Annotated in this window: 13 protein-coding genes; 1 reads left to right on the top strand and 12 read right to left on the bottom strand. The window is 66.8% G+C overall.

Features of this window, described 5'->3' with window-relative positions; all coding sequences use genetic code 11:
• Nucleotides 1–258: 258 nt before the first annotated feature.
• On the bottom strand, nucleotides 259–1,512 hold the full coding sequence (gene murA, locus AU195_RS07470) for a UDP-N-acetylglucosamine 1-carboxyvinyltransferase (protein ID WP_059158430.1): 1,254 nt from the start codon (nucleotides 1,510–1,512) through the stop codon (nucleotides 259–261).
• An 83-nt stretch (nucleotides 1,513–1,595) separates the two neighbouring features.
• Between murA and AU195_RS07465 the strand changes: the two genes are divergently transcribed.
• Nucleotides 1,596–2,162 carry a cob(I)yrinic acid a,c-diamide adenosyltransferase gene (locus AU195_RS07465; RefSeq protein WP_059158429.1) on the top strand — a complete coding sequence of 189 codons (567 nt, stop codon included), beginning with the start codon at nucleotides 1,596–1,598 and terminating at the stop codon, nucleotides 2,160–2,162.
• Nucleotides 2,163–2,220: 58 nt separating this feature from the next.
• On the opposite strand, the gene AU195_RS07460 is transcribed toward AU195_RS07465, so the two are convergent.
• The 11 genes from AU195_RS07460 to AU195_RS07410 form a co-directional block, all read right to left on the bottom strand.
• A complete protein-coding gene (locus tag AU195_RS07460; RefSeq protein WP_059158428.1) occupies nucleotides 2,221–2,667 on the bottom strand; it encodes a DUF2550 domain-containing protein in 447 nt (148 codons plus the stop codon).
• A gap of 8 nt (nucleotides 2,668–2,675) precedes the next feature.
• Nucleotides 2,676–3,041, bottom strand: coding sequence for a F0F1 ATP synthase subunit epsilon (locus tag AU195_RS07455; protein WP_011561255.1), 366 nt, complete (start codon nucleotides 3,039–3,041; stop codon nucleotides 2,676–2,678).
• Between the two features lie 2 nt (nucleotides 3,042–3,043).
• Entirely contained in the window at nucleotides 3,044–4,588 is a 1,545-nt protein-coding gene (atpD, locus tag AU195_RS07450; protein WP_059158427.1) for a F0F1 ATP synthase subunit beta, read from the bottom strand.
• Between the two features lie 21 nt (nucleotides 4,589–4,609).
• Nucleotides 4,610–5,539, bottom strand: coding sequence for a F0F1 ATP synthase subunit gamma (locus AU195_RS07445; protein ID WP_059158426.1), 930 nt, complete (start codon nucleotides 5,537–5,539; stop codon nucleotides 4,610–4,612).
• A 14-nt stretch (nucleotides 5,540–5,553) separates the two neighbouring features.
• Nucleotides 5,554–7,200, bottom strand: a complete 1,647-nt coding sequence (gene atpA, locus AU195_RS07440; RefSeq protein WP_059158425.1) for a F0F1 ATP synthase subunit alpha — start codon at nucleotides 7,198–7,200, stop codon at nucleotides 5,554–5,556.
• A 45-nt stretch (nucleotides 7,201–7,245) separates the two neighbouring features.
• The gene (locus tag AU195_RS07435; RefSeq protein WP_059158424.1) at nucleotides 7,246–8,577 is read right to left on the bottom strand and encodes a F0F1 ATP synthase subunit B/delta; all 1,332 of its coding nucleotides are present in this window, start codon (nucleotides 8,575–8,577) and stop codon (nucleotides 7,246–7,248) included.
• Between the two features lie 3 nt (nucleotides 8,578–8,580).
• On the bottom strand, nucleotides 8,581–9,093 hold the full coding sequence (locus AU195_RS07430) for a F0F1 ATP synthase subunit B (RefSeq protein ID WP_059158423.1): 513 nt from the start codon (nucleotides 9,091–9,093) through the stop codon (nucleotides 8,581–8,583).
• A 21-nt stretch (nucleotides 9,094–9,114) separates the two neighbouring features.
• Nucleotides 9,115–9,360: a F0F1 ATP synthase subunit C gene (locus AU195_RS07425; protein ID WP_059158422.1), complete on the bottom strand. Its 246-nt coding sequence runs from the start codon at nucleotides 9,358–9,360 to the stop codon at nucleotides 9,115–9,117.
• A gap of 85 nt (nucleotides 9,361–9,445) precedes the next feature.
• Nucleotides 9,446–10,201 (bottom strand): F0F1 ATP synthase subunit A, encoded by a 756-nt coding sequence (gene atpB / locus AU195_RS07420; protein WP_059158421.1) that lies wholly within the window; start codon nucleotides 10,199–10,201, stop codon nucleotides 9,446–9,448.
• Nucleotides 10,198–10,668: an ATP synthase subunit I gene (locus AU195_RS07415; RefSeq protein ID WP_059158420.1), complete on the bottom strand. Its 471-nt coding sequence runs from the start codon at nucleotides 10,666–10,668 to the stop codon at nucleotides 10,198–10,200. Before AU195_RS07415 ends, atpB begins: the two co-directional genes overlap by 4 nt.
• A gap of 235 nt (nucleotides 10,669–10,903) precedes the next feature.
• Nucleotides 10,904–12,082, bottom strand: coding sequence for a glycosyltransferase family 4 protein (locus tag AU195_RS07410; RefSeq protein WP_059158440.1), 1,179 nt, complete (start codon nucleotides 12,080–12,082; stop codon nucleotides 10,904–10,906).
• Between the last annotated feature and the right edge of the window lie 20 nt (nucleotides 12,083–12,102).

The raw sequence follows: 12,102 nt of genomic DNA, 5'->3' as shown, positions 1-12,102 counted from the left end.
AAAAGAGGCGCGGCACAACAAAAACAACAAACAAAAACCACCAAACACACTATTGAGTTCTCAAACAACACACCCGCTGAGCAGGCAACCCCGATACTGTACTGCATTGTTTCGAGGAAGTCAACCAGGTTCCTCCCGGGCCTTTCGGCCGGGGGCCTGCGGTATGTCCGATAGCTTACGCACAGGTTGCGCTGATGCCAAAATCGCCTGGTCAGAGGCCTGACGACCGCGATTCGTGCGGCGTCAGCGCTCCGGCGACTACGCCACCCGCTCGATCTCGGCGCCCAGGCTCTTGAGGTTCTCCACGAACAGCGGATAGCCGCGATCGATGTGGAACACGTCGTGCACCTCGGTGTCGCCGTCGGCGACCAAGCCGGCGAGCACCAGGCCGGCGCCGGCCCGGATGTCCGACGACCACACCGGGGCGCTCGACAGCTGCGGGATCCCCCGCACCACGGCATGGTGCCCGTCGGTGCGGGCGTCGGCGCCCAGCCGGATCATCTCCTCGACGAACCGGAACCGCGCTTCGAAGACGTTCTCCGTGATCATCGATGTGCCGTCGGCGATCGCCGCCAACCCGATCGCCATCGGTTGCAGATCGGTCGGAAACCCCGGGAACGGCAGGGTCGCGACGTTGACCGCCTTCGGCCGCTCGTACTGCACCACCCGGAAACCGTTGTCGTCCTGGGTGACGGTCGCGCCGGCGTCGTGCAGTTTGTGCAGCACCAACTGCAGGTGCTGCGGGTCGACGCCGGTCACCGAGATGTCCCCGCGGGTCATCGCCGCGGCGATCCCCCACGTCGCCGCGACGATCCGGTCGCCGATCACCCGGTGTTCGGTGGGATAGAGACGATCGACGCCCGTGATCGTCAGTGTCGACGATCCGGCGCCGGTGATCTGCGCCCCCATCTGGTTGAGCATCGCGCACAGGTCGACGACGTCGGGCTCCCTCGCCGCGTTGTGGATGGTCGTCACGCCCTTGGCGAGCACCGCCGCCATCAGGATGTTCTCGGTCGCGCCGACCGACGGGAACTCCAGCTGGATCTCCGCGCCGTGCAGTTCGTCGGCCTCGGCGACGACGCATCCGTGCTCGATGTTGCACCGCGCGCCGAGTTGGCGCAGCCCCGACTGGTGCATGTCCAGCGGGCGCGAGCCGATCGCATCGCCGCCGGGCAACGCCACGCGGGCCCGCTTACACCGCCCGACCAACGGACCGAGGACACAGACCGAGGCGCGGAACTGGCGCACCGCGGCGAAGTCGGCGTCGTACTTCGGTTCATCCGGTGAGGTGATGCGAACGACGTCGCCGTCGAGCTCCACCGTGGCACCGAGCCCGCGGAGCACCTCCGCCATCAACGGGACGTCGAGGATGTCGGGGCAGTTCGTGATCGTGCTCGTCCCCTCGGCCAGCAGCGACGCGGCCATCAGTTTCAGCACGCTGTTCTTCGCTCCGCCCACCGCGACTTCGCCCGATAACCGGTTGCCGCCGGTCACCACGAATCGCTCGCTCACGCCGGTCAGTGTAAACAGCGGCTCCGGCCATGTCAGTTTCCGACGAGGTCTGCACACCGCCCGCGCCTAGTACGGTTTGAGCCATGGCCGTGCATCTGACCCGCATCTACACCCGCACCGGTGACGACGGGACCACGGGACTCAGCGACTTCAGCCGCGTGAGCAAGAACGACCCGCGCCTGATCGCCTACGCCGACTGTGACGAGACGAACGCCGCCATCGGCGTCGCGATCGCGCTCGGCGACCCCCCGGAGCGGATCTCAGGCGTCCTGCGCCAGATCCAGAACGACCTCTTCGACGCGGGCGCTGACCTCTCCACCCCGGTCGCGGAGAATCCCGAGTACCCGCCGCTGCGCATCGCGCAGAATTACATCGACCGACTCGAGTCCTGGTGCGACGAGTTCAACGAGCCGCTGCCCGCGCTGACCTCGTTCATCCTGCCGGGCGGGACACCGTTGTCGGCGCAACTGCACGTCGCGCGCACGGTCGCCCGGCGTGCCGAGCGCTCGGCGTGGGAGGCGGTGGCCGCACACGGCGAGACCATCAGCGTGCTGCCGGCGAAATACCTCAACCGGCTGTCGGATCTGCTGTTCATCCTGTCGCGCGTCGCCAATCCCGACGGTGACGTCCTCTGGAAGCCCGGCGGATGAGCGCCTGCGCGATGAGCGCTTGCGCGAAGACCATGCAGCGGATGAGCCGGACGCGCGCCTAGAAGCTGCGGCGCCGGGCCCGCGGCGACGGCCGCGATTCGAGCCAGGACAGGAACGCGGTCAGGGCTCCCCGGTCCAGCGCGATCTCATAGCCGCGCCCACGGTCGGGGCTGGTGTCGCGCAGTTCGAGCACGACGATCTCATGGGTCATGATGTCGAACTCGTCACCGCGCGGACTGCGCCGGGACACGATCTCCAGACCCCGCCGGCTGAGCCGGCGGTCCGGCCACCAGCGCAGGCTGGACAACCGGTAGAAGCCCGCCTCGCCACCGCGGTAGCGCATGACCCCGTGCCGCCAGCCATGGCCGCCGACCGCGGGAACGTCACGCAGGATGGCCGCCGTGCCACCGACCTGACGCAGTTTCCACAGGCGGTACGACAGTGCTACGACGACCAGCAACAGCACGCCGATGAGCGCGACCATGCCCCACATGGACGCGCTCATCGGTGCCGTTAGTCGATCTGGCCCAGCGCGCGCAGCCGCGCGCGACCCCGTGCGGCCGTCGCCGGGTCGTCGGACTCGGAGTCACGACGAGCCTCGTCGGCGTTGATCTCCGACTCCAGCTCGGCGGTCTCGGCGAGGATGATCACGCCGGACTCGGTCACCGACATGAAGCCACCACCGACCGCGACCCGCAGATCCTCCTCGCCCTCGCGCTCGACGCGCACCATGGCGTCGTCGACGAGCTGAGCCACCAGCGGGATGTGCCGCGGCAGGATGCCGATCTCACCGGAGGTGGTGCGGGTGAAGACGAACGTCGCCTTGCCCGACCAGATCTCCCGCTCGACGGCGACGATGTCAACGTCAAGGTCGGCCATCGTTAGGCGTCCTTGTCTGCGTCGTCGCCCTTGTCGTCACCCTTGGAGTCGCTCTTGGAGTCGCTCTGGACCGGCGCGCCGTCGCTGCCGCCGTCGTCCATCTTCGCGCCGAGGCTCTCGGCCTTGCGCTGCAGATCCTCGAGACCACCGATCAGGAAGAACGCCTGCTCGGGCAGGTGGTCGAAGTCGCCCTTGCTGAGCTTGTCGAACGCCTCGATGGTCTCCTTGAGCGGCACCGTCGAACCGGGCTGGCCGGTGAACTGCTCGGCCGCCATCATGTTCTGGCTCAGGAAGCGCTCGATCCGGCGCGCGCGCTGCACGAGCTGCTTGTCCTCCTCCGCGAGCTCGTCGATACCGAGGATCGCAATGATGTCCTGGAGGTCCTTGTAGCGCTGCAGGATGCGGATGACTTCCTGGGCCACGCGGTAGTGCTCGTCACCGACGACCGACGGGTCGAGGATGGTCGAGCTGGAGGCCAGCGGGTCCACCGCCGGGAAGATGCCCTTCGAGAACACCGAACGGCTCAGCTCCGTCGTCGCGTCGAGGTGCGCGAACGTCGTGGCGGGCGCCGGGTCGGTGTAGTCGTCGGCGGGCACGTACACGGCCTGCATCGAGGTGATGGAGCGACCGCGCGTCGAGGTGATGCGCTCCTGGAGCTCACCCATCTCGTCGGCCAGGGTCGGCTGGTAACCCACGGCCGACGGCATGCGGCCGAGCAGCGTGGACACCTCGGAACCGGCCTGGGTGAACCGGAAGATGTTGTCGATGAACAGCAGCACGTCCTGCTGCTTCTCGTCGCGGAAGTACTCCGCCATCGTCAGCGCCGACAGGGCGACGCGCATACGCGTGCCGGGCGGCTCGTCCATCTGGCCGAACACCAGCGCGGTGTCCTTGAGCACGTTCGCGTCGCCGAGCTCGACCCACAGGTCGTTGCCCTCACGGGTGCGCTCACCCACGCCGGCGAACACCGAGGTGCCGCCGAAGTTGCGGGCGATGCGGTTGATCATCTCCTGGATGAGCACGGTCTTGCCCACACCGGCACCACCGAACAGGGCGATCTTGCCGCCACGGACGTACGGGGTGAGCAGGTCGACGACCTTCAGACCGGTCTCGAGCATCTCGGTGCGCGGCTCGAGCTCGTCGAAGGCCGGCGGCTTGCGGTGGATGGACCACTTCTCGAAGTCCTTGCCGTAGCCCGGGTCGTCGAGGCAGGCACCCAGGGCGTTGAACACATGGCCCTTGACGCCTTCGCCGACGGGCACCGAGATCGAGGCGCCGGTGTCCTTGACGTCGACGCCGCGGACCAGACCGTCGGTCGGCTGCATCGAGATGCAGCGAACCAGGTTGTCGCCCAGGTGCTGGGCGACCTCGAGGGTCAGCGTCTTGGCGAGATCCTTGTACGAGATCTCGGCGTGCAGGGCGTTGAACAGCTCCGGCACGGACCCACGGGGGAACTCGACGTCGACGACGGGGCCCGTCACGCGGACGACGCGACCCACGCCGTCAGAGCTCTGGGTCTTCTCTTGTTGTTCGGTGGCAGCAGTCATAATCTCTTCGCTTCCTACGGGCTACTTCTTGGCGGCGTCCGCGAGCGCGTTGGCGCCACCGACGATTTCGCTGATTTCCTGGGTGATCTGGGACTGCCGTTCGCGGTTGGCCATCAGCGTCAGGTCCTTGATCAGGTCGTCGGCGTTGTCCGACGCCGACTTCATGGCGCGCCGGCGCGAGGCCGACTCCGATGCCGCCGCCTCGAGCATCGCGGCGAAGATCCGCGTCGACACGTACCGCGGCAACAGTGCATCGAACAGTGTTTCGGCGCTCGGTTCGAAGGAGAACAGCGTGTGCGGCTCGTTCTGGTCTTCCTCGCTGTACTCCACCACCATCGGCGCGATCCGGCGGGCGATCGCGGACTGCGACAGCATCGACCGGAATTCGGTGAACACGATGTGGAGTTCGTCCAGCCCGAGAACGCCGTCCGCTCCCGCGTCATCGCCCTCGTCGTCGACGCCCGCCATGAACGCCTCGACCAGGGTCTTGCCGATTTCCTGCGCGTGCTCGTACTCGGGCCGCTCGGAGAAGCCGGTCCACGACTCGGTGATGTCCCAGTTGCGGAAGCTGTAGTAGGACAACGCCTTGCGGCCAACCGTGTACAGGACGGGCTCCTTGCCCTCCTCACGCAGCAACGAGAAGAGTTCTTCGGAGCGACGGAACACGTTCGCGTTGTACGCACCGGCCAACCCACGGTCCGAGGACACGACCAGCACGCCTGCCCTCCGCGGATTCTCGCGCTGCACGAGCAGCGGATGGTCCAGGGCGCTGGCGCTGGCGAGTTCGGTGAGCATGTTGGTGATCTCGCGGTCGTAGGGCCGAGCCGCCTCGACTCGGGCCTGCGCCTTGGCGATTCGCGACGTCGCGATCATCTCCTGGGCCTTGGTGATCTTCTTGATCGACCCCGCGGAGCGGATGCGGCCGCGCAGTTCGCGCAGTGTGGCAGCCATCGGTTATGAGCGCCTTACTTCTTCTTCGGGGCGGGCTTGCGGACCTTGACCGATTCCTTCTCGACGTCGTCCTCGGACATGGCCTCAACGTTCTCGTCGGGAACCACGGACTCACCGGAGGTGGTCTCGAAGCCCTTCTTGAACTCGTTCACCACATCGGTCAGCTTGTCCTCGAGCTCTTCGGAGAGCTTCTTGCTCTCGCGGATCTCGGTGAAGATCTCCTCCTTCGAGGACCGCACATGCTCGAGCAACTCCTGCTCGAAGCGCTGCACGTCCTCGACGGGGACGGTGTCGAGGTGACCGCGGGTGCCGAGGAAGATCGCCACGACCTGCTCCTCGACCGGCATCGGGCTGTTCTGCGGCTGCTTGAGCAATTCGACCAGCCGGGCGCCGCGGTCGAGCTGCGCCTTCGAGGAAGCATCCAGGTCCGAGGCGAACGCCGCGAACGACTCCAGTTCGCGGTACTGCGACAGATCGAGTCGCAGCGAACCCGCGACCTCTTTCATCGCCTTGATCTGGGCGGCGCCGCCGACGCGGGACACCGAGACGCCGACGTTGATGGCCGGCCGCACACCCTGGTTGAACAGGTCGGTCTCGAGGAAGCACTGACCGTCGGTGATCGAGATGACGTTGGTCGGGATGTAGGCCGAGATGTCGTTGGCCTTGGTCTCGATCAGCGGCAGTCCGGTCATCGACCCGCCACCGAGCTCGTCGGACAGCTTGGCGCAACGCTCCAGCAGGCGGGAGTGAAGGTAGAACACGTCGCCGGGGAACGCCTCGCGGCCCGGCGGACGGCGCAGCAGCAGCGAGATCGCACGGTAGGCCTCGGCGTGCTTGGTGAGATCGTCGAACACGATCAGCACATGCTTGCCGTCGTACATCCAGTGCTGGGCGATGCTCGACCCGGTGTAGGGCGCGAGCCACTTGAAGCCCGCGGAGTCCGAGGCGGGGGCCGCCACGATGGTGGTGTAGTCCATCGCACCGCCATCCTCGAGGGTCTGGCGCACGCTGGCGATCGTGGTGCCCTTCTGGCCGATCGCGACGTAGACGCAGCGCACCTGCTGGTCGGGATCGCCGGTCTCCCAGTTCTGGCGCTGGTTGAGGATCGTGTCGACACACACCGCGGTCTTGCCGGTCTTGCGGTCGCCGATGATCAGCTGACGCTGGCCGCGGCCGATCGGGGTCTGCGAGTCGATGGCCTTGATGCCGGTCTGCAGCGGTTCGCTCACGCCCTGACGCTGCACCACCGACGGCGCCTGCAGCTCGAGCGCGCGGCGCTCCGTGGTCTCGATCTCGCCGCGACCGTCGATCGGCTGCCCCAGCGGGTTGACCACGCGGCCGAGGTAACCGTCGCCGACGGGGACGGAAAGCACGTCCCCGGTGCGCTTGACCTGCTGGCCCTCCTCGATCTTCTCGAAGTCGCCGAGGATGACCGCGCCGATGCTGTGCTCGTCGAGGTTGAGCGCGACACCCAGGACACCGCCGGGGAACTCGAGCAGCTCCTGCGTCATCACCGAGGGCAGACCCTCGACGTGCGCGATACCGTCGCCGGCGTCGACGACGGTGCCGATCTCTTCCCGCTCGGTGTCGGTGGCGAAGTTGGCGACGTAGTCCTCGATCGCCCCTTGGATGTCAGCAGCCGAGATAGTCAACTCTGCCATGGGTTCGTCTTCCTGCCTTTGTGTTTGAGTCTGGTGGGTTCGGAGTTAGTCGGGTAGCTGGGTTTCGGCCGAGGCCAGCCGAGATGCCAGTGAACCGTCGATCACCTCGTCGCCCACGGCGATGGTGAGGCCGCCGAGCAAGTCGGGATCGATGTGCAGCTGCAGGGATGCCGGGCGGCCGTAGATCCGGCCGAGCACCTCGGCGAGCCGGGTGCGCTGCGCATCGCTGAGCTCCGCCGCGGCGTTGACGTGCGCCACGACCTCGCCGCGCCGAGCCACTGCGAGCTCGGCCAGTTCACGCACTGCCTCGTCGGCGCGTTCGCCGCGCAGCAGTTCGACCGTCTGCGCCAGAAGCGCCCTGGTCGTCTGGCCCGCCTGGTCCCCGAGCAACCGATCCAGCAGCCCGATACGGCCGTCGACGGGGGTGGTGTAGTCGCTGAGCACGCCGCTCAGCCGCGATTCGGAGTCCAGGATCCGGCTGAACCGGAACAGCTGGTCTTCGACCTCGCTGGTCTCGTCGTTGCGCTCGGCACGCACGAGCAGCGCCAGCCGCGCCGTGTGCCGCAGCGCGTAGTCCAGATCGGATTCGTCGGACCAGCGTTGGTTGACGGCGGCTTTGACGACCTCGAGCGCGGTGTCGGAGACCTTGCCCGACAACACGGCCTCGGCGAGGTTCGCCTTGCCCTCACCCTCGACCGTGGGCTCGGAGAAGTGCTTGCGCAGGACCGGCTCGGTCTTGAGCAGCTTGGCGACGGCCGCCAGGTCATCGGCGAGTGACGTCAGACCGTCGGCGTCGACATCGGCGGTCAGTTCGTCGAACCGCGACACCAGGGCCTTGAGCGCTTCCCTGCTCGTCGAGCGCAGCCGCGAACCCACGGCGTCGTCGAGCACGGCGTCCGAAGGCGCCATGGCGTCGAGTTCGTCGAGGAACCTGTCGACGGTCGCCGAGCGGTTGTCGTCGTCGGAGACGTGATCGCGGACCAGTTCGCGGGCCCGGGCCACCGACTCGGTGCCGAGATGCGCACGGAGTTCACGGATCAGTTGCTGGCGCAGCAGTTGCACCTGCGCCTGCCCCTGGACCTTGATGCGCTCCACCTCGGCGTCGGCCTGTGCGCGCATCTGCTCGGCGATCTTCTCGGCGTCCGCACGGGCCTCCTGAATCACCCGCTTGGCGTCCTCCTCGGCGTCCTTGACCGCCTTGGCGTGCTGCTGATCCGCCTGCGCCACCTTGTTCGCCGCGGTCGAGCTCTCCTCGAGCTGACGGCGCACCGTCTCCTGCTGCGCGGTCATCATGCGCCGCACCGGCGGCACCACGAAACGGACGAGCAGGAAAACGATGACCGCGAACCCGATGAGCTGACCGATGAATGTCGACATGCGCTACCGTCCCTGGCTCGTCGCGGCGGCGCTGGAGATGTCGACGCCGAGAACGCGGCTGGCCAGGGTGGCCGACAACGTCTCGATCGACGACTGCAGTTCGCCCGCGGTCTGCTGCCCCTGGCGGGACAGCTCTTCGTTGGTCTTCTGCAGAGTTGTCGCCGACTCCTCGCTGGCGCGCGAGCGCATGTCCTCGAGGATCTTGCGACCCTCTCCGCGGGCCTCGTCCCGGATGCCTGAGGCTTCACGACGCGCCTTGGTCATCACCTGCTGGGAGTCGGCCTGCGCGGCGGCGAACAGTTCGGCCGACTTGCGGTTGTCCTCAACCGTCTTGGTGACCATCGCTTCGCGCTCTTGCAGCACCTTGCTGATCGGCGGCACCACCCATTTGGCGATGACGCCCAACACGATCAGGAAGATGAGCAGCACGAAGAAGAAGGTGCCGTTGGGGATGAGGAAGTTGCTTCCTCCCCCACCCTCCTCCGCGGCCAAGATGGTCGTGCTCAGGTCACCCATGACTGAAGATTCCAATACCGACTATTTAACCGGGGTTGCGAAGACGAACAGCGCCATGAAGGCCAGGTTGATGAAGTACGCGGCCTCCACCAGACCGACCGTGATGAAGAACGGCGTGAACAGGCGACCCTGGGCTTCGGGCTGGCGGGCGATACCGGCGATCAACGCGTTACCGGCGATACCGTCACCGATACCGGCACCGATCGCGCCGCCGGCCATGATGAGGCCACCGCCGATGAGTGCGCCGGCAGCGATTGTGGGATCCATTCCTTATCCTCCTTGATATCTGGTAGTCGCCTACCAGGACGTGGGTCGAGCGTTGTTTTCGAGCAGTCGTGCAGTCTTGCGTCGGTCAGTCGTGGTCTTCGTCGAGCTCCATCGACTGGCTGAAGTACAGGATGGTCAGCAGGGCGAAGATGAACGCCTGGATCGCGCCGACGAACAGGTCGAAACTCTTCCAGATCGCGTTGGGCGCCCACATGATCCACGGCGGGAACAGTGCGATCAGGGCGACCAGGATGCCGCCGGCGAAGATGTTGCCGAAGAGTCGCAGCGACAGCGAGATCGGTTTGGCGAGTTCCTCGACCAGGTTGATCGGCGCGAGGACGGCGACGTGACCCTTCAGCAGCTTCTTCGGGTGGCCGAGTACGCCGCGGCGCCAGAACCCGGCGGCGTGGTAGGCGATGAACACGAACAGCGCCAGCGCCAGCACGAAGTTGATGTCGGAGGCCGCGGGCTTGAGCAGCTCGTGGACGCCGGTCTCGTCCTTGTACTGCACGGGCAGCACCGACAGCCAGTTGGCGATCAGGATGAACGCGAAGAGCGTGACGGCCAGCGGCAGGACGAAGCCGGCCACCCGCATCCCGATGGCGGCCTCGATCTGGTTGCGCATCTGCACCGTCAGCGTTTCCCAGAACAGCTGCACACCGTTGGGCACCCCGGTGGAGGTGACCTTCGCACGCAGGAAGAACGCCAGTCCGAGCACGATCGCCGCGGCGATCGCGGTGGACAGGATCGTGTCGGTGTTGACCGTCAGCCCGAACCAGTTGGCCTCCGTGTGGTGGCCGACCTGGATGCCGCTCTCCGCGGCGAGGAACGTCTGCGTCATTGCTGTGGAGTCTCTCCTTCGAGTCCCGTTCCAGTGCTCCCCGCATCCGCGTCAGCGGCCTGGGCTTTGAGTTTCTTCACCACCGGCAGGGCCGTGGACGCCACCAGGATCACCTGGAACAACGCCATGCCGAACACCACGCCCAGCCCCTGGGGCTTGAACATGTAGGCGATGGTCAGGCCGATCACGGTCATGATCAGCAGTCGGGTGGCCGAGTTCATGGCCATGTTGCGCTTGAGAGGGTGGTCCTTCGCGGTGATGGACTCGACCGAACGCTGGATCATGACGGCGTTGGTGAGGCCGAGCGCGAGCCCGATCGCGAAGAACAGCCCCACCATCGGGACTCCGAGAAGTGCCGCGGCGACCGCGGCGACCGCGGCCAGTGCCACGCAGATGACGAGCAGACGGACAGGCCGGAAGGCAACTGCCGGCAACACCAACGGCGCGTCCTGCGCTGGCGTCGTCACTGCTTCACCTCAATCCGCGGTTGGTGGGACCCGTGTCGATTCCTGTCAGTAACCTGCCGAGCGTATCGGAGGGCTACGGGCTCGCTGGAATCACCCAAGGGGTACTCCCTTTTTGTCGGTCTGAAACGGTCCGAATCGGTGGCGAAACCGATGGTCCGGTGGCCGGCAACCCGCGAGGTTTCTTCGGGTTCTAGCAGCACGGTACCACATGGTAGGCAGCCCTAAACCGGGCCTACTACTTTTTGTCGTACACGCTCTCCGCTGCCGTTTCCCGGCGGCGGAGCAGCGGGACGAGGGTCACCACGACGGCCACCACGGTCGCCCCCAGCATGACCATTCCGGTGTGCCGCGGATCGAAGAAGATCGTGCTCGCCGCGCCGAGCGCGACGATGCCGACCCACATGTAGATCAGCAACACCACCCGGCGGTGGGAGTGGCCGATCTCGAGCAACCGGTGGTGCAGATGCATCTTGTCGGGGCTGAACGGGCTGAGGCCCGCCCGGGTGCGGCGGATGATCGCCAGCAGCATGTCCAGTGCCGGGACGAACATGACGGCGACGACCAGCAGGAAGGGTGACAGCAGCGCGAACACGTCGCGCGCGCCGTAGGCCGTCTGCGAGATCGGCCCGGCCGCCGTCGTCGACGCCGCGGCCAGCATCAGGCCGATCAGCATCGACCCGGAGTCCCCCATGAAGATCCTGGCCTTGTGGAAGTTGTGCGGTAGGAAGCCCAGACAGGCCCCGGCGAGCACCACCGAGATCACCGCGGGCGGGTAGAACAGCACGTCGCCGCCGTGATCGCGCAGCAGTCCGACGGAGAACAGGCAGATCGCCAGCGCCGTGATCAGCCCCAGGCCGGCCGCCAGACCGTCGAGTCCGTCGACGAAGTTCATCGCGTTGACGATCGCCACCGTCAGCGCCAGCGTCAGCAGGATCGACGCGACCTGGTCGAGCACGATGGTGCCGACGCCGCCGATCGGGATGTAGAGCACGCTCCACGCCACGCCCATGGTCACCATCACGCTGGCCGCGGTCAGCTGACCGGCGAATTTGGTGAGCGCGTCGAGTCCCCACCGGTCGTCGATCAGCCCGATCGCCATGATGAGCCCGCCGGCGACCACGACGGCGGGCATGCCGGTGGAGTAGACGAAACCACGGGTGAGCGCGGGCAGTTGGGAGGCCAGCAGCACCGCCGCGGCGACGCCGACGTACATCGCCAGCCCGCCCATGCGCGGGGTGGGCTGTACATGGACGTCGCGTTCGCGCGGGTAGGCCACCGCACCCAGCCGCGTGGCGAGGACACGGACCCACCCGGTGGCGAGGTAGGTGATGATCGCGGCGGTCAGTCCGACCAGGACGAGCTCGCGCAGCGGCACGCCCGCGCCGCGATCGGAGAGCGCAAGGTACTCGACCATCACCGCGAAACGGTACTGCA

Origin of the sequence: Mycobacterium sp. IS-1496 (genome assembly GCF_001499995.1) — a bacterium.
In the GTDB taxonomy this organism is placed as follows: domain Bacteria; phylum Actinomycetota; class Actinomycetes; order Mycobacteriales; family Mycobacteriaceae; genus Mycobacterium.
This window is presented reverse-complemented; position numbering and strand designations above follow the sequence as displayed.

What these genes read in the sequence shown, in the direction of transcription:
- AU195_RS07460 (WP_059158428.1), bottom strand. Translation starts at nt 2,667, where the DNA reads ATGAGCGCGTCCATGTGGGGCATGGTCGCGCTCATCGGCGTGCTGTTG.
- AU195_RS07425 (WP_059158422.1), bottom strand. Translation starts at nt 9,360, where the DNA reads ATGGATCCCACAATCGCTGCCGGCGCACTCATCGGCGGTGGCCTCATC.
- AU195_RS07445 (WP_059158426.1), bottom strand. Translation starts at nt 5,539, where the DNA reads ATGGCTGCCACACTGCGCGAACTGCGCGGCCGCATCCGCTCCGCGGGG.
- AU195_RS07410 (WP_059158440.1), bottom strand. Translation starts at nt 12,082, where the DNA reads ATGGTCGAGTACCTTGCGCTCTCCGATCGCGGCGCGGGCGTGCCGCTG.
- AU195_RS07465 (WP_059158429.1), top strand. Translation starts at nt 1,596, where the DNA reads ATGGCCGTGCATCTGACCCGCATCTACACCCGCACCGGTGACGACGGG.
- atpD (WP_059158427.1), bottom strand. Translation starts at nt 4,588, where the DNA reads ATGACTGCTGCCACCGAACAACAAGAGAAGACCCAGAGCTCTGACGGC.
- AU195_RS07430 (WP_059158423.1), bottom strand. Translation starts at nt 9,093, where the DNA reads ATGGGTGACCTGAGCACGACCATCTTGGCCGCGGAGGAGGGTGGGGGA.
- atpA (WP_059158425.1), bottom strand. Translation starts at nt 7,200, where the DNA reads ATGGCAGAGTTGACTATCTCGGCTGCTGACATCCAAGGGGCGATCGAG.
- AU195_RS07455 (WP_011561255.1), bottom strand. Translation starts at nt 3,041, where the DNA reads ATGGCCGACCTTGACGTTGACATCGTCGCCGTCGAGCGGGAGATCTGG.
- AU195_RS07435 (WP_059158424.1), bottom strand. Translation starts at nt 8,577, where the DNA reads ATGTCGACATTCATCGGTCAGCTCATCGGGTTCGCGGTCATCGTTTTC.
- atpB (WP_059158421.1), bottom strand. Translation starts at nt 10,201, where the DNA reads ATGACGCAGACGTTCCTCGCCGCGGAGAGCGGCATCCAGGTCGGCCAC.